The following is a 22,839-nucleotide window of genomic DNA, read 5'->3' as shown; positions in this document are numbered from 1 at the left end:
GGCGGTCCGGTCCTGCGCTATTCGGGCGGTTTTTCGTGCTGTCCGAGGCATTAAGCCCGAGGGGCGCCAAGTGCAAGGGGTGGGGGTGGGGGTGGGTACATTGCCTGCGGGAAATGCCCAAGCGCCACTTCGCGTTGAATGAGGAATCACTCAAGGTCCGGCCGAGCGATTGAGCGAATAAAGCGAGGAGCCGGCATGGTGGCGCTTCCCGTCATTGGACTGAGCACGGTAGCTGGCGTGTTTGGCGGCACTATTTGGTTGGCTGTTGCCTGCGGCCTTCTTCTAGCATTGATTGCGCTTTCCGAACGCGCGCCTTCGCTGCGGCGTGCGCATGCCGTCGGCGGCACGACCGCGGCCGTTTCGGTCGGCGAAAGTCTCGCATTTGCTCAGATCGCGTCAGTTGGGACTTATGCCATTGGATGGCTGATTGGGAATGTGCTGTTGTTCGGTTAAAGGGGAGGTTGCGGCCCGATCTGCACTCGCGTCGACAGTAAAATCATCGTTGTCGACGTCCCCGTCGTTAGTTCCGTTCAATAGCAACTGAAGTTCCTGCACCGCAGGCAATACACGAGCCACGCCTTCACGTGCCTTCACTGAGTGCTCACCACCCTGGTGTTCAAGGGCCGAGTACGTGGTTAGGGCGTGGGTCAAGCTATCGTATGCCCGCCTAGGTCTCGAACGCTTGACGTTCACGAACCCGCGAAGTTCGTGGAGATGGGCGAGTTCCAGCGCCGCCCCGCTCTTTGGGAATTCATCGATCGCGGCCTTGTAGCAATTGTTGGCATTCTGATACTGCGGGTTGGGCAACGCTTCGTAAGCCAAGCCGCAATTGCGGAGAGCCTGCGCAACTAACAAGTGGGTGCCACGCGCTCGTGCTTTGGCTTCTAGTTGTGAAAACACTACGAGAGCCTGCCGAGCATTTCCGAGCTTTAGAAATTGAAGTCCAACATACTCGAGCGCCTCGACATCATCCTCGTCAATGTCCAGTGCCGACTGAAAATGGATGAGCGCAGTCTGATGATCATTCTCGGCGTCGGCAATCGCGCCCAAAAGAAGATGCGCCATCGCTCGCTGGTGTGAATGCAGGTCCTCCTTCCGTCGCGCCAATTCTGCCCGCTCATGCGTACGAGCTAGTGTTTCGTGTAATGCATCCTTGGCAGCTCCGTAGCGCTGCCCGCCAATGAGCTTGAGAACAGTCACAAGCTCGCCGTTTGTAAATATTTTGGGCCTGCCTGATACTGGGGTGTTGCGCTTGTCCCGGATGGCGCGGATAGCCTCACGCGCCTGGAGGAGCTTCTCTTCCTCGTGGTCGAGGAATTCATCGAGGCGCCTCCCGAGCCTCTTCTCTGCATATCGCCATGCCTTGTAGGCGCCGAAGATGGATACGCACGCGCCGATAGATGCCAGACCAATCTGAATCAGCTGGATCGCGGTGACGTTGATTTGGATTTTTGACAGCGAAAGCAACAATGGTCCGATGTACTGACCATAAAGATCAAAGAACTCCATAAAACGCCCCCAACGCCCACCAGCAATGTGGTTAATCTAAGTTAACGTCAGCGCGCTTGTACAGACGTCTGACAGTGCGGCAGTGGGACGAAGTGCTCAAATCCGCATTAGACCAAAGTCGTAATTCTCAGCCCGCGCTTCGTCCCGGCTCGCCCATTCCGGCATATCTGCCACCTTTCCCGGCACTGCCGAGGCCATGAGTCGCGCCTATTAGGGCTCGATTGCCCTTCAATTATGCAGTAAGCGCCTAAAACTCGGGCATCAGCCCACCAGCCTCGCCACCTCACATCCCCCGAAGGAGCCCCGATGTCCGACGGAAGCTTGCTCGACGATGCCCTCGTGCGCCTCGATGAGGCCGCCCGACACCTCAATGTCGACCCGGATGTCGTCGAGAAGCTGAAATACGCGCGCGAGACCACCAAGGTCCGCCTCATGATCCGCATGGACGACGGCTCGCGGAAGTCCTTCCTGGCCTGGCGCTGCCGCTATGACGACACGCGCGGGCCCACCAAAGGCGGCATCCGCTATCACCCCGATGCGCACGTCGAAGAAGTCGAGACGCTCGCTTTCTGGATGACCTTCAAGTGCGCCGTGATGAACCTGCCGTACGGCGGCGGCAAAGGGGCAGTGCGCGTCGATCCGCGCCAGCTCTCCAAGGCCGAGCTGGAGCGTCTGTCGCGCGCCTACATGCAGGCCTTTGCCCGCACGGTCGGACCTGACCGGGATATTCCGGCGCCGGACGTCTACACGAACTCCATGATCATGGGCTGGATGGCCGACGAGTACGCCCAGATCGTCGGGCAGGCTGTGCCTGCGGTGATCACCGGCAAGCCCATTGCTCTTGGCGGTTCGCTCGGGCGCGGAGATGCAACGGCGCGCGGGGGCTACTATCTCGTGCGCCATCTCGCCGATGATCTGAAGCTCGGCAAGGTCATGCGCGTCGCCGTGCAGGGCTTTGGCAATGCGGGACAGTACGTGGCGCAACTGCTGGCGGGCGACGGTCATCGCATTGTCGCGGTCTCGGACTCGCAGGGCGCGGTCTATGCGGGCAATGGACTGAACGTCGAGGCCCTGCTCGCGGCCAAGGCGCGGGGCAAGTCAGTGATGGCAACGGTCGGCCAGCACGGTCATGAGGCGCTCGATCCTGATAAGATCGTCGGTGTGCAGTGCGAGCTGCTGGTGCCGGCGGCGCTCGAGAACATGATCCACGCCGAGAATGCAAAGAGCGTTCGCGCCAAGCTCATTCTGGAGCTGGCGAACGGGCCGGTGACGCCCGAGGCCGACGAGATCCTCGCCAAGGCCGATGTCGTCGTGCTGCCGGATATTCTTGCCAATGCCGGCGGCGTGACAGTCTCGTACTTCGAGTGGGTCCAGAACCGCCAGGGCTACTACTGGACCGAACAGGAAATTCACGGGCGCCTTCAGTCGATCATGGAGCGTGAGGGGCGCACGATCTGGGAGCTCTCCCGGCAGAGGGGCATTCCCATGCGCACGGGTGCTTATGTGCACGCACTCGGTCGCCTCGCAGAAGCCATCGAAGCGCACGGCACGCAGAGCTTCTTCACGAGCTGATCGCGGCCCCAGCGTTAGGCGCAAAATCGCGCGGGCTTGCAACATCAAGCCCGCGTGAGCGCCACCCCTTTCTCCCTCCCCATTGCTGACATGCTGGCGTCACGCCACTAGCATGAGCTGCGATGGGCTGAGCTGGACAAGGGAGAATTGACGCATGAGTGGCTTCCTGACCGAGGACGAGATCGCGGCGCTGAACCCTTCCGAGCTGCTGCCGCATTCGACCCCGATCCCGACCCAGATCGTCTCCAGCGACGAGTTCACGCCGCCGCCTCAGAGCGAGAAGCAGAAGGAGGTCGAGGCGCGCCTCCTCGCCATGGCCGACGAGTTCGGCGCCAGGCAGGGGCAGAGCCGTCGCCAGTTCTTCCAGTCCGCCGCAGGCATGGCAGCGGCGTTCGTCGCGCTGAATGAAACCTTCTCCGCCGTCTTCGATGCGAGCCGTGCCGAGGCTTCGACGCCGGCCATGGCCGACGAGCGCGCGAAGGGCCTCAAAGACCAATTCATCATGGACATGCACACGCATTTCCTGCGCGATGACACGCGGCTCACCAATTTCGTGCGGGCGCGCGAGGCCGTGGGCAAGGCCGGCTGGAATCCGCAGCTCGTCGACAAGCCGCAGACACTCGAAGACCTGAAGTTCAACAACTTCTTCAAGGAGATCTATCTCGACAGCGACACCAAGGTGGCGCTCATCTCGTCATCGCCCTCGGAGGAGCCACAGGATTGGTTCCTGACGAACGAGCAGATGATCGAGGCGCGCGACAAGATCAACAAGGACGCCGGCAGCCGCCGCATGTTCGCGCACGCGATCTTCACGCCGGGGCAGGACGGTTGGCTCGAGCATCTCGAAGGCTCGCTGGCGCGCAAACCCGAGTCCATCAAAGGCTACACCGTCGGCGACAACACGAACAAGGATCTCGCGCGCCATCCCTGGCGCATGGACGACGAGAAGGTCACGTACAAGGCCTACGAGCTCGCCGTGAAGCACGGCATCAAGAACATTTGCGTGCACAAGGGGCTCTTCCCCGAGTCCACCGCGAAGCGCTTTCCGCATCTGCTCGAGTACGCCAAGGTCGGCGATGTCGGGAAGGCGGCCAAGGACTGGCCGCAGCTTAATTTCGTCATCTACCACGCGGGTTATCGCTGGGCAGCCGGCGGACGCGCGGGGGATGGCTGGAACGAGTTCGAGCAGACGGGACGCGTGTCCTGGGTGAGCGATCTCGCCGAGATCCCGGAGAAGTACGGCGTCACGAACGTCTACGCCGATGTCGGCCAGCTCTTTGCGCAGAGCGTCGTCGCGGAGCCGCGACTGGCGGCGGCCATGATGGGCATCATGGGACGCGGCATGGGCTATGAGCGCGTCGTGTGGGGTACGGATGCCGTGTGGACGGGCTCGCCGCAGTGGCAGATCGAGGCGCTGCGCCGGCTCGAGATCAGCGAGGACATGCAGAAAAAGTACGGCTTCAAGCCGCTCGGCGCGGCGGACGGCCCGATCAAGAACATGATCTTCGCCGGCACGAACGCGAAGCTCTACGACTTCGACATTCCGAGCCAGCGCGGCGACATCGGGCCGAACCGCGACCGCTTTGCGCTCATGAAGGAAGAGTACGAGAAGAGCGGGCCCGCGCGCTCCAACCTCCGCTATGGCTATGTGACGGGGCCCGTGGACTGGTCGGCCTTCGCGTAGGTCATGCCGCTTCCGGCAGCGTGTCGAGGCGCGGCACCTGCGAGCTCATGATCACGAGGAACTGCGCGAGAAAGCCGAGCGCCGCGAGAACCAGGCACGCTGCCACGCCTGATCTCGCGGCGACGAGCGCTCCCAATGCCGCGCCGATCGGGCGCGCGCCGAAGGTGGCGGTCAGGACCAGTGCGGAGACGCGCCCGAGCATGGAGATCGGCGTCACGGCTTGGCGGAGCGTCGTGGTCGTGATGGTCCAGAGAATGGGGCCGGCGCCGAACAGGAAGAAGCTCGCGCCCGCGACGATCCCCGAGGGCAGCCAGAGCGTCGCGAGCATGATGAGCGCGGCGAGCAGGCCTGCGAGCGGGCCGAGCACGATCATGGTGCCGAGCGACAAGCGGCGCATGAGGCGCGGTGCGAGCAGCGCGCCGATGATCATGCCGGCACCGTAAATGCCGAGCGTCACGCCGACGCCTGCGGCAGTGAGACCGAGGTTCTGGATCGCATAGGCCACATAGATGGCCTGCAGCACGAACCACGCCGCATTGAAGAAGATGGCCGTGACGAGGATGGGCCGCAGGAGCGGATGCGCGAGGACGAAGTACGCGCCTTCGCTCACTTCCCGGAGCAGATGCCGGCGCGGCGGACGGGAGGCCGGCAGCTCCTCGCGCAGGCTGGCGAGCAGCATGGCCGCGAGGAGCGAGAGTACGGTCGCGATCACGTAGGCCGTCGGCGCACCGGCCCAGCCGACAATGGCACCACCGAGTGCGGGACCGCCCGCATAGGCCGTGCTGCGGGCGAGTTCCAGCCAGCGGTTCGCCTCGCCGAGCTGGTGACGTGGCACCATGGACGGCAGGAGCGCCGGCGCCGCGACGCTGTAGCAGACTGTGCCGATGGCCCCGATGAAGCCGAGCGCAGCCAGCATCGGCAGGTCGAGCATTCCGCCGGCGAGCAGGGCGAGCACCGCCAGCAGCGAGACTGCGCGCAAGGCCTCCGAGCCGGCCATGAGCCGGCGCCGCGCCATGCGATCGGCCAGCACGCCTGCAGGGAGCGCCAGCAGGAGAAAGGGCAAGGTCTGCACAGTTTGGAGGAGGCCGGTCTCGGCTGCGCCGGCGCCGAGCAACAACACCGCGACAAGAGGTGCGGCAGCGAGCGCGATCTGCTCGGAAAGCTGGGCTGAGAGATTGGACCAGCCGAGCCGCGCAAAGGCGGGCGGCAGGCTGTCGGACGGTGTGGCGGGCATTGGGGGCCTCCTCGAACGTCGGAGGCGCAGAAAAATCAGGGCCGGCGCGTGCGGGCGATCCGTTTCCTGGCTTCAAATCCGGATGCCGGCCTGCCGGGGCGGGAATCGATGGCGATGCCGGGGCGGCGCAGTTGCAGTATCCTGCGCACCAATCGACTCGGGACCCAGGATCCGGCCTTGCGACGCGGCTACCACCACGGCAACCTCAAGGAAGCGCTCATCGAAGCCGCGCTCGCGCTCATTGCCGAGAAGGGGGCCGGGGGTCTTACGTTCGCCGATGCGGCGCGTGCAGCGGGTGTCAGCCCCGCGGCGCCGTACCGCCATTTCCGCGATCGCGAGGCGCTGCTGGCCGAGGTCGCCCAGCGCGGATTTCGCGAGCTCGAGGAGGCCTTGACCAAGGCGTGGAACGATGCGCGTCCCGAGCCGACGCAGGCGCTGCATCGTGTCGGCAAGGCATATCTCAGCTTTGCGCGTGAGGAACCCGCCTACTACGCGGCCATGTTCGAGTCCGGCGTCAACATCGGTGCCGATCCGGCGCTCAGGGTCGCGGCCGAAGCCGCCTTCAGCGCGGTTCGCAAGGCCGTCGAGGCGGTCGTGGCGACATTGCCGGCGGAGGGGCGGCCGCCGGTGCTGATGATGACGCTTCACATCTGGTCGCAGGCGCATGGCATCGCGAGCCTCTTCGGTCGCGCGGATCAGGCGCGCCGACCAATCCCCATGAGCCCCGAGGATCTGCTCGAGGCCGCCGTGCTGATCTATCTGCGCGGGCTCGGGGCGTCGAAGGGCTGAGCAGCATCCCCCCGATCTCGTCGCCGAGAGGCTCCAGTGGCCTTCTTTCGCCTCGCCAGCCTTCCCATATCCGAGGGCGGGGTGGTCCTCCGTGCCTTCTCCGCTGGAGAGGGCATGGCGAGGGGGCGCCGTGCCAGCCCGCCCGGTCGCCTCCGCAGGCGACACCAAGAAATAGTTGCCGCCGCCCCTTGAAGTGATGTAAATGTTCGTTACATTCACATCGAGGGATGGCTCTCAGGAGACCCTCATAAAGTTGCCAACTAACGCCAGGAGGGCGCGATGCATCAGATGGCCATGAGGATCGATGACTTTGGCAAGCCGGCCTGGATTGCCTTGATGGTACTCGGCTTCATCGTGTTCTGGCCGATCGGCCTCGCCATCCTGGCCTACATCATATGGAGCGGTCGGATGGGATGCGGATGGCGGCGAGGTGAGTGGCGCGGGCAGCAGTTCCGCGAGAAATTCGGCAAGTGGGCCGGGCCGATGGGTCCGCAGTATTCGACCGGCAACCGGGCCTTCGACGAGTACCGCGCCGATACGCTGCGCCGTCTCGAGGAGGAGGCCCGGGACTTCGAGGGCTTTCTCGGCCGCCTGCGCATGGCCAAGGACAAGGCCGAGTTCGACGAGTTCATGAACGAGCGGCGCAACAATCCGCCGCGTCCCGAGGCACCAGAAGCCGATAAGCCGGCCGGTGTGTGAGCACTGTCTGCGCTGGGAGCCAGTCAGTAGAGTTTCGATGATCTGAGCCGACGAGGCGGGCCCGCAAGCCCGCCTCGTTTGCGTTAAAGCAACGGACTTGAAATTCGCCTCACCTCGATGCCGGGTAGGGAGCGAATTTCAAGTCCAAAGTTGCTTTAGAACGCATTGAGTCTAAAGCGTCTTTGGACCTCAAATGCGACTTCGAACCCGATCCAAACGGTGGGTCGCATTTGAGGCCCGACGCTTTAGCGAAGGATCACGTCGAGAAGGATCACGTCGATTTGGCGTCGAGCGCGCCGGTCGCAGACAGGATACCGGCCGCCGCGGCGCCGATCAGCGGCGCGACGATGAAGAGCCAAAGCTGTGAGAGGGCATTGCCGCCCACGAGCAGGGCCGGGCCGAGGCTGCGCGCCGGATTGACGGACGTGCCCGTGATGTGGATGCCGACAATGTGGATGACGACGAGCGTAAGGCCGATCGCGAGGCCGGCATTGGCTGTCGGCGCACCCGCACCCGTCGACCCGAGAATGACGGTCACGAACAGGAAGGTCGCGACGACCTCGAAGAGGAAGGCCGCGCCGAGGCCGTATTCGCCCTGATAGCCAGCACCCCAGCCGTTCTGGCCGAGACCCTGCTTGGCGAGGTCGTAGCCGGCAAGCTTGCCGGAGACGACCATGTAGAGCACGGCAGCGGCGGCAATGGCGCCGAGGCACTGCGCGATCACGTATTTCACGAAATCACCGGCGCTCATGCGACCGGCGAGCAGCACGCCGAGGCTGACGGCCGGATTGATGTGGCAGCCCGAGACGGGGCCGATGCCGTACGCCATGCCGATGAGCGCGAGGCCGAAGGCTATGGCGATGCCAAGAACGCCGACGAGGTTCCCGGCGACGACGGCTGCGCCGCAACCGAGGAAGACGAGAGTGAAAGTGCCGATGAATTCTGCGATGGCCTTGTTCATGGGGGTTCCCCGCTGATGCTGCACCCGCTCAGCGGATAGCACACGGATTACCTCCGATTTGTGGGGCGTGAGTCATAACTCTTGTTACGGATTGTGCGGGATGTGAGTACTGCGCCCGATGTTCAATTCTTCTCGGCCGCACGCGCTGCGAAGTCGCCGTGCTCGAGGACGCGCGAGACGAGCGTGCCGAACACGAGCCCCCAGAACGGTGCGCCAATGCCGGCAATGGCCATGCCGCTGACAGTCACCAGGAAGGCGACCAGAGCGCCGATACCGAATGGACCCTGGAAGGCGGTGGCGAAGGCACTCTGCAGCACGCGCAGCATGGCAAGCCCGGCGAGCGTGGCAATGAAGGCCTTGGGTGTTGCCAGCAGGAGCGTCGTGAAGAACGGCGAGAACAGGCCGAACACGAGTGCGAGAAGCCCGAGCAGGATGCCGGCGGTGTAGTGCGTGCGCTTGTCCCGCCCGGTCGCGAGAATGGCGTTGGACGGCCCCGTGAGGCAGGTCGAGACCGCGCCGACGAGGCCGGCAAGGATCGACCAGAGGCCGCAGGCCGTGGCGATGGCATTGACCGGCGGGGCGTGCCCAACAGTACGCAGGACCGCAATGCCCTGACCGTTCTGCACAACGAGCACCGTGATCGCGAGCGGCACGACGAGCTCGATCAGCGTTGCCGGATTGAACTGCGGCACGACCAGTGTCGGCGCGGCGAGGACGGCCTCCGAGCTTATGGACGGCAGCGCCCCCGTCCGCGTGAGCGCAATGGCCACGAGGCCGACCACCATGGCGACGATGAGCGGTGGTAGCCTCCTCGCCAGGCCCGGCAGCGCGGAAATCACCAGGAAAGTCGCGGTCATCGGCAGCGCGATGGCGAGGTCGCTCTCGAAGGCCTTCACCCAGTCGAGCCCGAAAGGCAGGAACACGCCCGCCACCATGCCCATGACGATCGGCAGGGGCACCGCGTCCATCACGCGGCGCACGACGCCTGTGAGGCCGAGCATCAGCATGAGCAGCCCCGTGACCAGAAAGGCCCCGACCACCTCGTTGAAGCTCGCGTGCGCGAGGGCGGGGCCGACGAGGACGGTGCCCGGAATGGTCCAGAAAAAGGCGAGTGGCTGGCGGTAGGCGGCCGAGAAGGCGATCGAGAGCAGGCCGTTGATGAAGAACGCCCCGAAAATCCAGGACGCGATCTGGGCCTCGCTCAGGCCTCCGCGAGCGGCGACCGCGAACACGATGGCGACAGGTCCCGTGATCGCGAAGGCAAAGGCGACGAGGGCGTTGACGGCGTTCTCGGCCGAAAGATCGCGCACGAAGGCTGCTGGGCCCGCGACGGGGTGGCTGATCGGCTCGAGGGCCATGGCGTCTTCCCCGGCATTCCCCGCGGCGCGGGCATGTCTTTTGGCGACTCGCGGCAGGGCTGGCATGCGCGGTCTAATTCCGCTTGATCCAGCAGCCGCGTGGCTTCAGTTTCTTCGGCCGGGAAACGCTCGAACTGCAATCCAAGCGCAAACGCTATCCACGAGGGAAGGGCCCGCCCATGAATGCCGCACGTCCCGGCTCGGTGCACAACTATGACGAACTGCGCCGCCTGGCCAAGCGTCGTCTGCCGAAGATCGCCTATGATTTCATCGAGGGCGGCGCGGATGACGAAGAGGGCCTCGACCGCAATTTCCAGGGCTTCTCGCGCTACAGCCTCGTGCCGCGCTATCTCGTCGACGTATCCAAGCGCGATCTGAGCACCGAACTCTTCGGCAGGCGGTACTCGAGCCCCGTAGGCATTGCGCCGACCGGTCTTGCGGCGCTCTTCCGCCCCGGCGCCGATCTGATGCTCGCGCGCGCGGCCCGCGACGCCAACGTGCCCTTCATCATGTCGGGAACGGGTACGGCCTCCATCGAGGATCTCGGACGGGAAGCGCCCGACCACGGCTGGTATCAGCTCTATGCCGCCAAGGACAAGACGATCTCCGACGACATGATCCGGCGCTCGAAGGATGCCGGGCTCAAGACGCTCGTCTTCACCGTCGACGTCCCTGTGCACTCGAACCGCCTGCGCAACAAGCGCAACGGCATGTCGCGGCCGCTCAAGATGCCGCTCAAGACCAAGATCGAAGCGCTCATGCATCCGGGCTGGATGCTTGACTATTACCGCAGCGGTGGCCCGCCCATGTTCCCGAATTGGGCGCCTTATGCGGGGCCTGGCGCGCAGAACGATGCCGATAAGGTCGCCGCGTTCGTCGCCTCGCAAACGACGCCGCCCATGACCTGGGATGACGTCAAGCGCTTCCGGGATCTGTGGCCGCACAACTTCGTGCTCAAGGGCATCATGCATCCGCGCGATGCGGAGCGGGCGAAGGAAGCGGGCGTGGACGGCATCATGGTCTCGAACCACGGCGCGCGTCAGCTCAATACGGCACCTTCGCCCGTCGAAGTCTTCCCGGCGATCCGCGATGCGGTCGGCGACAAGATGACCCTCATGCTCGACAGTGGCGTGCGCGGTGGCTCGGATGTCGCGACGGCGCTCTGCCTCGGGGCCAAGTTCGTATTCGTCGGCCGCATGACGCTCTACGCGGTTGCAGCGGGCGGCGAGCGACTGGCCTCGCGGGCGCTCGAGATCGTCCGCAACGAGCTCGATCTCACCATGGGCCAGATGGGTGCGCCCGACATCGCCTCGCTCGGCCCTGATTTCCTCATGTGGGATGATCCCGAGGACCTGAAGCGCAACCGCCGGCCTTGAGCGCGTATCCTAGGTCCCCTCGACCTTGTACTTCTTGAAGTCGGTGACGAGCGCCTGCAGGGCATTGGCGATCTCGAGACCCGTTTCGACCAATGTCTTGAGGCTCGCGCGCTCCTGGATGAGCTTGTTGAGCCGGTCCTGCTGCTCGCCGAAGCCGAAGTAGATCGGCTCCGGCGCGACGATCTCGCCATCCTCGACCGCGGCCATGATGTCGAAGGCATTCTGCGAGGCGAGCACCAGCATGGATGCGACGTCGTTCATGAGCTGGTGATAGATGCGCGCGAGGCCTGCGTCGATGCGCGGCCCGTGCACGCCGAATTTCAGCGGTGAAGCCGACGCCGCGCCCTCGCCGGCAAAGAGCCTCGGATTGCGGTTCAGGCGCTTGAAGATTTCCTGCAGGCCAAGGCAGCACGACTCGAGATCGCGGAGCACGAGGCCGACCTTGCGCCGGCCGCGCGTGCCGTCCGGTATGCGCTCCTGACCGACCCAGTTCACGGCTGCAATCGAGGCGATCGCGGCGAGTGCCGAGAGCGCCGGGAGCACGACCGCCAGCGGATCGGGTGCGATACGGGTTTCGGCTTCGCTGTCGCCGTCCTTTGCCCTTGCGGCTGTTTGCGGTCGTGGTGGTCGTCCCAAGTGGCGGTCCTCGTCGGTAGCCGGAGATTCGGCCAAGGTGCATCTAGAACAGGAATACGGCGAAGGACAGCGCGCTGTGGGCACCCCAGCGGGCGATCCTTGCGCATTATCAAGGCGAACGGCGTTCCGCGCAGGCACAGAGGTTTGGCACCAGCCGAAAGGAGCTGCCGCCATGGCGCGGATCGTCATCATCGTCGGCCATGCGCTGCCCGGCACCTACTGCGGCGCCCTGGCCGAGGCCTACATGCGGGGAGCCGAGAGCGCGGGACACCAAGTATCGCTTTTCAACACGGCGAGTATGACATTCGATCCCATTCTGCGCGGCGGCTACCGCTCGTTGCAGGCCCTCGAGCCCGATCTTGCTGCGGCACGTACCGCCATCCAGGCGGCGGATCACATGGTGATCATTTTTCCGCTTTGGCTCGGTACGCTGCCGGCGATCTTCAAGGGATTTCTCGAGCGCGTCATCCAGCCGGATATTTTCGAGCCGGCGAAGACGGGAAAATTCGCGACGCCGTGGAAAGGCAAGTCGGCGCGGATCGTCATGACCATGGGGATGCCGGGCTTCATCTACCGCTGGTACTTCGGCGCGCACGCATTGAAGATGCTGAAGCGCAATATCCTCGGCTTTCTCGGCGTGGGCCCGATCCGCAGCACCATTCACGGCTCCATCGAAGGTGTTTCCGGCGAGAAGCGCGCTCAGTGGCTCGCCGACATGGAGGCGCTTGGCCGCGCCGCGGGATAGCTACTCGCAGAAGCTTTTGTAGCGGCGCTTGGCCATGTCGAGATGGAAGTGATCGCGGTGGGCCTCGTTGGCCTCGGGACCGAGCACGGTTCCGAACGTGCCACACGCCGCCTCGTGGATCTCACGCAAGAACTGTCCGCGCGGGCCGGGCTTCTCCGCGGCCGCCGCGAGAGATGACGACGTCGGGATCAGTGCCGGCGGTTTTTCACGGGCGATGCGGGCGGCCTCTCTTGCCGCTTCGCGGGCCTCTTGGCGAGCCTTCTGCCGCTCGGCACGCTTGAGACGACGACGCTCGCGCGGCGATAGCTGTGCGGTATCCTCGGGTGCCGCTTCTTCCTTCTCCTCGGTTTTGGGCTCTGCCTTGGCGGCCGCCTTAGGGTCGGCCTTTACTTCGGGCTTTGCCTCGGCCTTTGTCTCACCCTTGCCTTTTGCTGCTTTCTCGGCGGCCGCTTTGGCAGCGGCCTCCCTGGCAGCTTTGGCCGCAGCCTCCGCCGCTGCGGCGGCGGCCTTGCGCGCGGCTTCGGCTGCCTTCTCGGCGGCGATCTGGGCAGCGATGTCGCGCGTGGTCGGACCCCAGTCGCGCTTGAGATCGACGACCTCGCCGCTCTCGGTGATGAAGTCCCGGATATCGAGGGCATTGGCGAGCGCGTGCTCGCTGAGCCGGGTGGTCGTGCGGCCCGGAGCATTGCGGCACGAATAGTCGCTGATGTTGCTGATCTTAGTGACGGGCTTGCCGAGCAGGCGCCGCGCTGCCGGCTGCACGTCCTTCTCCATCCACTGCGCCAAGGCGGCCGCCAGGTCACAGGTCATGGTCGCAGGCGGCGAAACGCTGACCTTCATGGCTTTGCCGATGCTGATCAGCTTGACGGGGCCCGGCGAGCCGCAACCGCCATCGCGGACGGGATCAGCGGGTTCAGTTTCCGCATCCACATCCTTGAGAAGTTCGGTGCAGCGCGCGCGCTCGGCGCTGATCTCTTCCTCGCTCCATGTCTTGAGGATCTCGGGCGCGCCGGGGAGCAGCTTCGGCCACGTCCCGCGCTTGTCTCGCCTTGCCTCTGCGCTGGCCTCCGGCGCGACGCGCAGGGGATTGCGCTCGGGTAGAGGCAACTCGGCCTCCCGCACTGGATTGCGCTCCGGCAGCGGCATTTCGGCTTCACGCATCGGATTGCGCTCGGGGAGCGGCAGTTCAGCCTCGCGCACGGGATTGCGCTCGGGCAGGGGCACGGTTGCCGCTGCGCCTGTGGCGAGCAGTAGCGCAAGCGCCAGGGCCATGGGACCGCCGATCGTACGAATGCCCATCCGGTCGCAGCTTTTGAGTGCCATCGGTCCCGTTCAACGATCGACAGTCCTGTGCGGTTGCCTTTGCCGCACGAGAATCATCGGACATCTGCGCTTACATCGTGACCCTCCTATCCGGCCATCCAATGGCGGAGGGCGCGGTCGTTCGCTAAGGTGATGTTCCAAAGCATCACTACGAGGAACGCCTGAATGAGCGGTGGGACCGCGGCAGAAGAGGTTGCGGATGGGCTCCTGTGCGAGCGGCGCGGGGCGCTGGCACTCATCACGCTGGCGCGGCCCGAAAAGCGGAATGCGCTGACCATCGCCGCGCGGGCCCGCCTTGCAGAGAACCTGCCGAAGTATGCGCGCGATCCGCTGGTCTATGCCGTGGTGATCCGCTCGGCCGTTGAGGGCATCTTCTGTTCGGGCGGCGATGTGATCGAGATGGCCACACTCGCCGACCAGGACATCGAGGCGGTGGAGAAGGCACTCGGCGACGAGATCTCGCTGGTCTGGCTGGCCGAATGTTTCACCAAGCCGACGGTGTCCTTGATCAACGGGCCAGTCATGGGGGGCGGCAATGGCATCAGCCGCTTCGGGACGCATCGTGTCGCCGGCGAGCACTACAAATGCGCCACGCCCGAGACCGGCATCGGTTTCATTCCCAACTACGGCCTTGCCCACACATTCTCGCGCATGCCGAAAGACATCGGCATGTACATGGCGCTGACGGGGGAGAGCATCGGCGCCGCCGATGCCTATCACCTCGGGATTGCGACGCACTGCATCCCGGCCTCCGAGCACGACACGATCATGGCCGCGCTCGTCGATGCCGAGCCCGTCGATCCGCTCCTCGATACGCGCCACCGGGATCCGGGGCCTGCTCCCATCCTGGCCCTCGGCGAGGTCATCACGCGCACGTTCGGCGCGGGCACCGTTGCCGAAATCATCACGCGCCTGGAGCGCGAGCGGGGGGCTTACGCCGCCTGGGCCGAGGCGACGCGTGCGCGCCTTCTCGAGCGCTCGCCGACGGCGCTCGCCGTCACGCACCGTCTGGTCCGTGAAGCGTCCGCGATGCAACTCTCCGAAGTGCTGGAACTCGAGCACGCCGTAGCCTGCCGCATGATGGAGCTCCCGGACATCCACGCCGGCGTGCGCGCCCGCCTCATTGCACGGGGCGAGCGACCCAACTGGCGGCCCGCGCGGATCGAGGAAGTCAGCGCCGCTATGCTCGATGCGATCTTTTCGCCGACCGAGGCCCACCACGTCCGGTTGCCGGCGCGGCAGAAAATGCAGGAAATGCTCGCCTAGGTACAGGATCCGGCATTTTCCGAGTGCAAAAATGGGCCAATAATCAATCGTTTATTTAGTATGTGTATTAGCGTAAGATTTAATTTCCTCATGTAGCCTCCGACTTAATTCGAAGCCTATCGGTTGGGACGCACCCACTGATCTGGAGGCAAGCGTTATGAGTGCAGTACTGGAGAAAGTCCGCCCGCGGGATGCGGCCACGGGCGAGGATTTCCGCGGCGAGTATCTGCAGGCCCTGCGCCTGATCGAGCGGCTCCACCGCCTGTTGCTCGACGTCATCAAGGACGAGTTCGACCGCGAGGGTGGTGCCGAGCTCAACAGCGTACAGGCGCTGCTTCTCTACAATATCGGCGAGAGTGAGCTCACAGCCGGCGAGCTCAAGACGCGCGGCTATTACCTCGGCTCGAACGTCTCATACAACCTGAAGAAGCTCGTCGACATGGGCTATCTTCACTACAAGCGCTCCGAGGTGGACCGCCGCTCGGTGAAGGTCAGCCTGACGCCCAAGGGCATGGCGGCCTGCGATGTCGTCGATAAGCTGTATCACCGCCAGCTCGGCTCGCTCGAGGTGGTCGGGGAGGTCAACCAGGGCGACGTCCAGGGCCTCAATCGTGCCCTCATCCGGCTCGAGCGCTTCTGGTCGGACCAGATCCGCTACCGGCTGTAGTCGCAACGGAAATGCGCAGGAATTCCGGCGGGAGGCGCGAATTGCGGCTCCCGCCTTTCTTTTTGGATCAGCCGAAGCGGCCAGTGATGTAGTCGCGCGTGCGCTCGTCACGCGGGTTCGTGAAGATCGTCTCCGTCTCGCCTTCCTCGACGAGAATGCCGAGATGGAAGAAGGCCGTGCGCTGGGAGACGCGCGCCGCCTGCTGCATCGAGTGCGTCACGATGATGATGCAGAAGTTCGAGCGCAGCTCGTCGATGAGCTCCTCGATTTTGGCGGTCGCAATCGGGTCGAGGGCGGAGCACGGCTCGTCCATCAGGATGACGTCCGGGCTCACGGCAATGGCGCGGGCGATGCACAGGCGCTGCTGCTGACCGCCCGAGAGGCCCGTGCCAGAGTCGTTGAGACGGTCCTTGACCTCCTTGAAAAGGCCGGCCTTCTCGAGGCTCGTCTGGACGATCTCGTCGAGGTCGGTCTTGCTCTTGGCGAGGCCGTGAATGCGCGGGCCGTAAGCGACGTTCTCGTAGATGGACTTCGGGAAGGGGTTCGGCTTCTGGAAGACCATGCCCACGCGCGCGCGCAATTGCACGACGTCGAGCGAGGGATCGTAGATGTCCTTGCTGTCGATCTCGATCTTGCCGGTCACGCGGCAGATGGGGATCGTGTCGTTCATGCGGTTGATGCAGCGCAGGAACGTCGACTTGCCGCAACCCGACGGGCCGATGAAGGCCATGACCGCCTGATCGGGGACATCGACTGAGACGTCCTTGAGCGCGTGCTTCTCGCCATAGTGGACGTTCACGCCGCGCGCGACGACTTTCGACGCCGTGGAGGACTTTGCGGCCACGTACGGTTGTGCAGCCTGGATGCCTTGGGTGGTCATATCCATCTTCATGTACTCTCCGAAAGCAATTTGGGCTACCAGCGGCGCTCGAAGCGCTTGCGCAGCCAGATGGCCGTGCCGTTCATGACGAACAGGAAGACGAGAAGCACGACAATAGCCCCTGCTGTCTTCGCCTTGAAGGCAAGTTCGGGCAGATCAGACCAGAGGAAGATCTGCACCGGCAACACCGTTGCCGCGTCAGTGACGCTGGTCGGCACGTCGACGATGAAGGCAACCATGCCGATCATGAGGAGCGGTGCCGTCTCGCCGAGAGCATGGGCCATGCCGATGATGGTACCGGTCATGATGCCCGGCATGGCGAGCGGGAGCACGTGATGGAAGATGGCCTGCTGGTGCGATGCGCCGACGCCGAGCGCGGCCTCCTTGATCGAGGGAGGCACGGCCTTCAAGGCCGCGCGCGAAGCAATGATGATCGTCGGTAGCACGAGCAGCGCCAGCACGAGACCTCCGACGAGCGGTGCCGATCGCGGCAGCCCGAAGAAGTTCAGGAACATGGCGAGGCCCAGAAGGCCGAACACGATCGAGGGAACCGCCGCGAGGTTGTTGATGTTGACCTCGATGATATCGGTGAAGCGGTTCTTCGGCGCGAACTCCTCGAGGTAGATCGCGGCCGCGACGCCGACGGGCACGCACAGGACCAGGGTCACCAGGAGCGTGAGCGCCGTGCCTACGATCGCGCCGCGGATGCCGGCGAGCTCCGGCTCGCGGCTGTCACCCGACGTGAAGAAGCGCCAGTTGAAGCCCTTTTCGACCTGCCCATTGGCCTTGAAGCGCTCGAGAAAGGCAACTTCCTGGTCGCCGATCTTGCGCGAGCTCTCCGGCGTCACGTAGGTGACGATGCGCCAATCGCTGGCCTTTGCCTCGTTCGTCGAGGCGAGCGGCAGAAGGACGTCACCCTCGATGCGGTCGGCCGCGAGCTGGCTGACTTTCACGAGGCCGCCGTTGATCTCGACGAGCAGCGAGGGGAGGCGGCTGTCGAGCGTCTCCGCTGCTGCCGTATCCTTGGCGCGCGCGGCCATGGCTGCGGCCTCGGCGCGCAATTCGTTGGCGCGCTCGGCGGCATTGGGAGCAGAGCTGCGCGCAGTGCGCTCGGCCTCGGCGGCGAGTGCTTGGGCGCGCTCGGCAACGGCGAGTTTGACCGTGACGAGGTTTTCGGAGAAGTCGTTCCCCGGTGCGCTGACGGTGATCGTGCCCGTCGTGCCGCTCGGCGTTGCCGCGCCGCGGCTCGAGCGCGTGTTGATCGGCGTGCCGGCGCCTTTGAAGTAGAGGTCGGCTGTCGCAGAAAGCAGCAGCGGCACCTTGAGCGTCGTGCCGATGAGCGAAGGATTGGCCGCCAGGCGCTCGCGAAGATCATCCGGCGCGCCGGGGCTCAGCAGGCGCAGGAGCGTACGCTCGGGGCCGCGGCCTTGCACGCCGGGGATGGCCGTCTTCAGTGCTTCGCGCATGACGGGAAGGAAGTCCGCCCCACGGATCGCGGCCGGATTGTTCTTCTGGTCCGCCGGGACGAGGTCGCTCGGCACCGCGACATTGAGCTGCAACGAGGTCGTGGTGAACGCGGGCAGTGCCCTCGCCCCGATGTCGATGAGCAGCACGACGAGGAACACGGCCGCGGTCAGGATCGCCAGCAGCCCATAGGTCCTGAAGCGAGCTTCGGAGCGATAGCGGCGGCGAACGGCGGCCTGGGCCTCGGGTGACGTCGTATCGACGCGGCGGCGAAGCGGACCGGCGGTGGGTTGTGCGGAGATATCAGTCATACTGCTCTCGGTATCTGCGTACGATCTGCTGCGCGATGATGTTCAGCACGAGGGTGACGAAGAAGAGCACGAAGCCCAGCGCGAAGGCGGCGAGCGTCTTGGCGCTGTCGAACTCTTGGTCGCCGACGAGAATGGTCTTGATCTGAACGGTGATGGTCGTGACCGCGTCGAGGGGATTGAGTGTCAGGTTCGCTGCGAGGCCGGCCGCCATGACGACGATCATGGTCTCGCCGATGGCACGGCTGATCGCGAGCATGAAGGCCGAGACGATACCGGGAAGGGCTGCCGGCAGAACGACCTTCTTGATGGTCTCGGACTTGGTGGCGCCGAGGGCGTAAGCGCCGTCGCGGAGCGACTGCGGCACCGCATTGATCACGTCATCGGAGAGCGAGGAGATGAACGGGATGATCATCATGCCCATGACGAGGCCGGCTGCGAGCGCCGACTCCGAGGCGATGTCGAGGCCGAAGCTCTCGCCCCAGCCGCGGATCAGCGGGGCGACGGTGAGGGCGGCGAAGAAGCCGAGCACGACCGTCGGAATGCCCGCGAGGATCTCGAGAATGGGCTTGGCCCAGGCGCGGAACCGCGGCGTCGCGTACTCGGAGAGATAGATGGCCGAGAAGAGACCGAGCGGCCCCGCCACCAGGATGGCGATGAAGGTGATGAGGAGCGTGCCGGTCAGCAGGGGAATGAAGCCGTAGGCCGTCTTGATGTCGCCCTGGTCGGCGCGAAGCGCAGCCTGCGGGTTCCACTCCGTGCCGAACAGGAAGTCGGTGACGGTCGGCCGGCCCTTGAGCGTCGGATCGAAGAAGAAGCGATATGTCTCCCAGACCACCGAGAAGACGATGCCGATCGTGGTCAGAATGGCGACGAGCGCGCAGAGCACGAGCGCCGCGATGACAAAGCGCTCGAACAAATTGCGGGCGCGGAAGGTGGCACTGATGCGGCTCAGAACGAGGAGCAGCGATGCAATGCCGAGGGCGACGCCGGCACCGAGTACAATCAGGCGGCCTGTCGAGAGCACATGAGCGAAGCTCGTGGCGGCACTGCGCAGGGTGGCAGAAGGCTCACCCTGGTGGCGACCGTCGAGGATGTTGCCGACATCGCGCAGGACCACGCCGCGCTGCAGCGGATCGTTCGCGACCTCGGGCGGAAAGAAACTGAAGACGCTCGATGTCGCGAGGTGTTTGACGATCGGCGTGCCGATCGCGAACACGAGAACCATCGGCACGAACAGTGAAACGGCGGCCAGCATGCCGTGGTAGGTCGGAAGGGAGTGGAAGGCGGCGCCGGGTGCGGCGCGTAGCGATTTCGCGCGCTGGGCTGCGATGAAGTAGCCGGCGATGACCAGACAGGCGAGCGTGATGAAATATACGGCCGTCATCGTCGAGGTCCTAATGAGTTTCGCTTCTTGTATCGCTGCGGCGATCGCGCCGCGCACTGCAATTCGTGGGGCGCGGGGTAGCCCGGGCCTGAAAAGCCCGGGCTACCTTGAGCGCAAGCGCCCGTTGCTTACTTCACGTCGGCAGCGGTCAGCGTCTTCATCGCCGTAGCGTCAGCCGCGATCTTCTTGGCCTCCTCGGGGGGCAGCGAGATCAGGCCCTTGAGAGCAAGGTAGCCGTCCTTCGACATGGCCTTCGGGGAGACGTACTCGGCGACGAACTTGTCGAGGCCGGGGATCACGCCGACGTGCTGCTTCTTCACGTAGATGAAGAGCGGGCGCGAACCAGCGTACTTGCCGGCAGCGATGGGATCATACTCCGGCTCGATGCCGTTGATCGGCACGCCGCGCAGCTTCGCGGTGTTCTCCTCGAGGAAGGAATAACCGAAGATGCCGAAGGCATTGCGGTTGGCCTCGAGCTTCTGGACGATGACGTTGTCGTTCTCGCCAGCCTCGACGTAGGCGCCGTCCTTACGGATCGACTTCCACACCGTGTCGAAAGCCTTGCGGTCCGACTTCCGGAGAGCGGCGAGCGCGGGGATCTTCTCGGCGCCGGGCTCCATGAACAGCTCATGGAAGGCGTCGCGCGTACCGGACGTCGGCGGGGGGCCGAGGATCTCGATCTTCACGTTCGGCAGCGAAGGATCGATGTCCGACCAGTTCTTGTAGGGGTTGGCGACGAGCTTGCCGTCCTTGTCCGGGACCTGCTCGGCGACCGCGAGGAAAGCCTGCGAGAGCGTGAGCTTCAGGGCCGGGCCGGCCTTGGACTGAGCGATCGTGATGCCGTCGATGCCGACCTTGATCTCGACGATGTCCTTGACGCCGTTCTTCTGGCAGTCCTCGAACTCGCTCTTGCGGATCGGGCGCGAGGCATTCGAGATGTCGGGATGGCCGACGCCGACGCCGCCGCAGAAGAGCTTGAAGCCGCCGCCCGTGCCGGTCGACTCGACGACCGGGGTCTTGAGGCCGCCCGTCTTGCCGATCTGCTCGGCGACCGCCGTGGTGAAGGGATAGACCGTCGACGATCCGACAACCCGGATCTGGTCACGTGCCGATGCCACATCGGCAAAACCGACGAAGCCCACAGCAGCAAGCGCTGCCGCGGTCGTGATAATCTTGGTGCTCATTGCAATCTCCCAGAGCATCTGAGGACAGGCGCGCATTTTCCCGCATTGCGCCTCGCTGGGTCCCTTGACCCTGGCCAGACTCCTAGCTGACGGCCGTAATCGTTTTGTGACAGTTTAATATATTGATATGACAACAGATATTTTGGCCGAAAATAGGGGGTGAGCACAAGCCTTCCGAAGGGCGTTCACGCCATCATGCGAGCGCCCATGACTTTGGCGCCGCAAGGCAGTATGGATGCGCGAAGGGCCCATTCGGGCATGGCGGATAAACTCCATGGCAATTGAACAAGATAGCGGCGGCTTGGACGGCTCGGCGGGTGTTCTCGAGCGCCTCGCGGCGACCATACGGGCGCGCCGCTCGGCGGCTTCCGATACCTCCTATACCCGCCAGCTTCTGGACGGCGGCGCGCCGCGGTGCGCAAAGAAGCTCGGGGAGGAGGCCGTCGAGGTCGTCATAGCGAGCCTCCAGGAGAGCGACGAGGCTTTGAAAGGCGAGGCCGCCGATCTGGTTTATCATCTGCTCGTGCTGCTCGAAGTGCGCGGGGTCGCCATCGAGGACGTGCTCGCGACGCTCGAGAAGCGCATGGGGCTTTCCGGCCTCGACGAGAAGGTGAGCCGGGGCCGCAAGGGGAGCTAGTGTGATGATCGAGAAATTCGCCGCCTCCCGCGGCACCGTACCGAGCGAATTTCTCGATCTGAATCACACGAGCAAGTCTATGTTTCTAGTGTCCCTTTCGATCCCGAAAGTCGCTCGGGACACTGGCATCGAGGTCAAGAGAACTTCGGCATCGGGACACTAGGGCCATGCGCGACGTCCTGCAGCAGGAAGACTACGCGGCGCGTTCCGGCGTGCTGTACTCACCCTATCGCACCTTCAGTCGCGAGGATTGGGCGCGCCTGCGCGCCGACACGCCCATGACGCTGGTGCCGCGCGATCTCGCGACGCTCTCCGGCCTCATTGAAGAGCTGTCCATGGAGGAGGTGGAGCAGATCTATCTGCCGCTCTCGCGTCTGCTCAATCTCTATGTTGCGGCCTCTCAGGAGCTCTACGCCGTCACGTCGAAGTTTCTCGGCCGGCAAGGGCGGCGCGTGCCCTTCATCATCGGTGTCGCGGGCTCGGTTGCTGTCGGCAAGAGCACAACGGCCCGCGTGCTCAGGGCGCTGCTTGCGCGCTGGCCGGATCATCCGCGCGTGGATCTCGTGACGACCGATGGTTTTCTCTGGCCGAACCACGAGCTCGAAGCGCGCGGGATCATGCACCGCAAGGGCTTTCCCGAAAGCTTCGATCTGACGCGCCTCCTCAATTTCCTCGGCGACGTGAAATCGGGCCGCGAGAAGGTTGCGGCGCCGGTCTACTCGCACTTCCACTACGACATCATTCCGGGCCAGCAGATCATCGTCGATCGCCCCGACATTCTGATTGTCGAGGGCCTCAATGTGCTGCAGCCGGCGCGTCTGCCGAAGGACGGCGCGGCAATCCCGTTCGTCTCGGATTTCTTCGATTTCTCGATCTATATCGATGCGGATCCGGGCGTGATCGAGGCCTGGTACGTGAAGCGCTTCATGCGCCTGAGGACGACAGCCTTCCGCGATCCGGCCGCCTACTTCCATCGCTATGCGCATCTGACAGACGAGCAGGCGCACGCAAAGGCGCTTGAGATTTGGAACGGCATCAACCGGATCAATCTCGACGAAAACATTCTGCCGACGCGCCAGCGCGCGCGCTGCATCCTGCGCAAGGGCAACGACCACGCCGTCGCGAGCGTGCTCCTGCGCCGCCTATGAGCTGCTGAGCCG

20 protein-coding genes are annotated in these 22,839 nt (G+C 64.5%); 10 read left to right on the top strand and 10 right to left on the bottom strand.

From position 1 onward, the window contains the following. Window positions 1-396: 396 nt before the first annotated feature. Window positions 397-1,509 (bottom strand): tetratricopeptide repeat protein, encoded by a 1,113-nt coding sequence (locus CS1BSM3_RS21730; protein WP_072390823.1) that lies wholly within the window; start codon window positions 1,507-1,509, stop codon window positions 397-399. A 306-nt stretch (window positions 1,510-1,815) separates the two neighbouring features. Between CS1BSM3_RS21730 and CS1BSM3_RS21725 the strand changes: the two genes are divergently transcribed. Then, window positions 1,816-3,081 (top strand): Glu/Leu/Phe/Val family dehydrogenase, encoded by a 1,266-nt coding sequence (locus CS1BSM3_RS21725; RefSeq protein ID WP_072390820.1) that lies wholly within the window; start codon window positions 1,816-1,818, stop codon window positions 3,079-3,081. Window positions 3,082-3,235: 154 nt separating this feature from the next. After that, window positions 3,236-4,765, top strand: a complete 1,530-nt coding sequence (locus tag CS1BSM3_RS21720) for an amidohydrolase family protein (RefSeq protein ID WP_072390817.1) — start codon at window positions 3,236-3,238, stop codon at window positions 4,763-4,765. 1 nt (window position 4,766) lies between these two features. Here the strand turns inward: CS1BSM3_RS21720 and CS1BSM3_RS21715 are convergent, their stop codons facing one another. Beyond that, a complete protein-coding gene (locus tag CS1BSM3_RS21715; protein WP_072390814.1) occupies window positions 4,767-5,999 on the bottom strand; it encodes an MFS transporter in 1,233 nt (410 codons plus the stop codon). A gap of 177 nt (window positions 6,000-6,176) precedes the next feature. Between CS1BSM3_RS21715 and CS1BSM3_RS21710 the strand changes: the two genes are divergently transcribed. Together CS1BSM3_RS21710 and CS1BSM3_RS21705 are read left to right on the top strand one after the other, a co-directional pair. Further along, window positions 6,177-6,788: a TetR/AcrR family transcriptional regulator gene (locus tag CS1BSM3_RS21710; protein WP_244540585.1), complete on the top strand. Its 612-nt coding sequence runs from the start codon at window positions 6,177-6,179 to the stop codon at window positions 6,786-6,788. A gap of 279 nt (window positions 6,789-7,067) precedes the next feature. Then, window positions 7,068-7,487 (top strand): DUF2852 domain-containing protein, encoded by a 420-nt coding sequence (locus tag CS1BSM3_RS21705; RefSeq protein WP_072390811.1) that lies wholly within the window; start codon window positions 7,068-7,070, stop codon window positions 7,485-7,487. 271 nt (window positions 7,488-7,758) lie between these two features. On the opposite strand, the gene CS1BSM3_RS21700 is transcribed toward CS1BSM3_RS21705, so the two are convergent. Both CS1BSM3_RS21700 and CS1BSM3_RS21695 read right to left on the bottom strand, forming a co-directional pair. Then, window positions 7,759-8,448, bottom strand: a complete 690-nt coding sequence (locus CS1BSM3_RS21700) for an aquaporin (RefSeq protein ID WP_072390808.1) — start codon at window positions 8,446-8,448, stop codon at window positions 7,759-7,761. 122 nt (window positions 8,449-8,570) lie between these two features. Continuing rightward, window positions 8,571-9,806: a benzoate/H(+) symporter BenE family transporter gene (locus tag CS1BSM3_RS21695; RefSeq protein ID WP_072390805.1), complete on the bottom strand. Its 1,236-nt coding sequence runs from the start codon at window positions 9,804-9,806 to the stop codon at window positions 8,571-8,573. A 179-nt stretch (window positions 9,807-9,985) separates the two neighbouring features. On the opposite strand from CS1BSM3_RS21695, the gene CS1BSM3_RS21690 reads away from it, so the two are divergent. Further along, window positions 9,986-11,182 carry an alpha-hydroxy acid oxidase gene (locus CS1BSM3_RS21690; RefSeq protein ID WP_072394267.1) on the top strand — a complete coding sequence of 399 codons (1,197 nt, stop codon included), beginning with the start codon at window positions 9,986-9,988 and terminating at the stop codon, window positions 11,180-11,182. 9 nt (window positions 11,183-11,191) lie between these two features. Here the strand turns inward: CS1BSM3_RS21690 and CS1BSM3_RS21685 are convergent, their stop codons facing one another. After that, window positions 11,192-11,818 carry a hypothetical protein gene (locus CS1BSM3_RS21685; protein WP_072390802.1) on the bottom strand — a complete coding sequence of 209 codons (627 nt, stop codon included), beginning with the start codon at window positions 11,816-11,818 and terminating at the stop codon, window positions 11,192-11,194. 172 nt (window positions 11,819-11,990) lie between these two features. Here CS1BSM3_RS21685 and CS1BSM3_RS21680 point away from each other — a divergent pair, with 172 nt between their 5' ends. Beyond that, on the top strand, window positions 11,991-12,563 hold the full coding sequence (locus CS1BSM3_RS21680; protein ID WP_072390799.1) for an NAD(P)H-dependent oxidoreductase: 573 nt from the start codon (window positions 11,991-11,993) through the stop codon (window positions 12,561-12,563). Here the strand turns inward: CS1BSM3_RS21680 and CS1BSM3_RS28720 are convergent, their stop codons facing one another. Continuing rightward, a complete protein-coding gene (locus tag CS1BSM3_RS28720; RefSeq protein WP_072390796.1) occupies window positions 12,564-13,886 on the bottom strand; it encodes an extensin-like domain-containing protein in 1,323 nt (440 codons plus the stop codon). 165 nt (window positions 13,887-14,051) lie between these two features. Here CS1BSM3_RS28720 and CS1BSM3_RS21670 point away from each other — a divergent pair, with 165 nt between their 5' ends. Together CS1BSM3_RS21670 and CS1BSM3_RS21665 are read left to right on the top strand one after the other, a co-directional pair. After that, window positions 14,052-15,152 (top strand): enoyl-CoA hydratase/isomerase family protein, encoded by a 1,101-nt coding sequence (locus tag CS1BSM3_RS21670; RefSeq protein ID WP_072390793.1) that lies wholly within the window; start codon window positions 14,052-14,054, stop codon window positions 15,150-15,152. Between the two features lie 157 nt (window positions 15,153-15,309). After that, window positions 15,310-15,819: a transcriptional regulator LdtR gene (locus CS1BSM3_RS21665; protein ID WP_072390790.1), complete on the top strand. Its 510-nt coding sequence runs from the start codon at window positions 15,310-15,312 to the stop codon at window positions 15,817-15,819. A gap of 67 nt (window positions 15,820-15,886) precedes the next feature. On the opposite strand, the gene pstB is transcribed toward CS1BSM3_RS21665, so the two are convergent. The 4 genes from pstB to CS1BSM3_RS21645 form a co-directional block, all read right to left on the bottom strand. Continuing rightward, on the bottom strand, window positions 15,887-16,699 hold the full coding sequence (gene pstB / locus CS1BSM3_RS21660) for a phosphate ABC transporter ATP-binding protein PstB (RefSeq protein ID WP_143149404.1): 813 nt from the start codon (window positions 16,697-16,699) through the stop codon (window positions 15,887-15,889). Between the two features lie 35 nt (window positions 16,700-16,734). After that, the gene (gene pstA, locus CS1BSM3_RS21655) at window positions 16,735-18,474 is read right to left on the bottom strand and encodes a phosphate ABC transporter permease PstA (RefSeq protein ID WP_072390787.1); all 1,740 of its coding nucleotides are present in this window, start codon (window positions 18,472-18,474) and stop codon (window positions 16,735-16,737) included. After that, window positions 18,467-19,858: a phosphate ABC transporter permease subunit PstC gene (pstC, locus tag CS1BSM3_RS21650; RefSeq protein WP_072390784.1), complete on the bottom strand. Its 1,392-nt coding sequence runs from the start codon at window positions 19,856-19,858 to the stop codon at window positions 18,467-18,469. The genes pstA and pstC overlap by 8 nt, the downstream gene beginning before the upstream one ends. A gap of 128 nt (window positions 19,859-19,986) precedes the next feature. Further along, a complete protein-coding gene (locus tag CS1BSM3_RS21645; protein ID WP_072394261.1) occupies window positions 19,987-21,042 on the bottom strand; it encodes a PstS family phosphate ABC transporter substrate-binding protein in 1,056 nt (351 codons plus the stop codon). A 274-nt stretch (window positions 21,043-21,316) separates the two neighbouring features. Between CS1BSM3_RS21645 and CS1BSM3_RS21640 the strand changes: the two genes are divergently transcribed. Together CS1BSM3_RS21640 and coaA are read left to right on the top strand one after the other, a co-directional pair. Further along, window positions 21,317-21,679: a phosphoribosyl-ATP diphosphatase gene (locus tag CS1BSM3_RS21640; RefSeq protein ID WP_072390781.1), complete on the top strand. Its 363-nt coding sequence runs from the start codon at window positions 21,317-21,319 to the stop codon at window positions 21,677-21,679. A gap of 167 nt (window positions 21,680-21,846) precedes the next feature. Beyond that, window positions 21,847-22,827 (top strand): type I pantothenate kinase, encoded by a 981-nt coding sequence (gene coaA, locus CS1BSM3_RS21635; protein ID WP_072390778.1) that lies wholly within the window; start codon window positions 21,847-21,849, stop codon window positions 22,825-22,827. The last annotated feature ends 12 nt before the right edge of the window (window positions 22,828-22,839 follow it).

It is taken from the genome of Hyphomicrobium sp. CS1BSMeth3 (genome assembly GCF_900117415.1).
Taxonomy (GTDB): Bacteria; Pseudomonadota; Alphaproteobacteria; order Rhizobiales; family Hyphomicrobiaceae.
The sequence above is the reverse complement of the archived record's forward strand: the minus strand, read 5'-3'. Positions and strand labels throughout refer to the sequence as shown.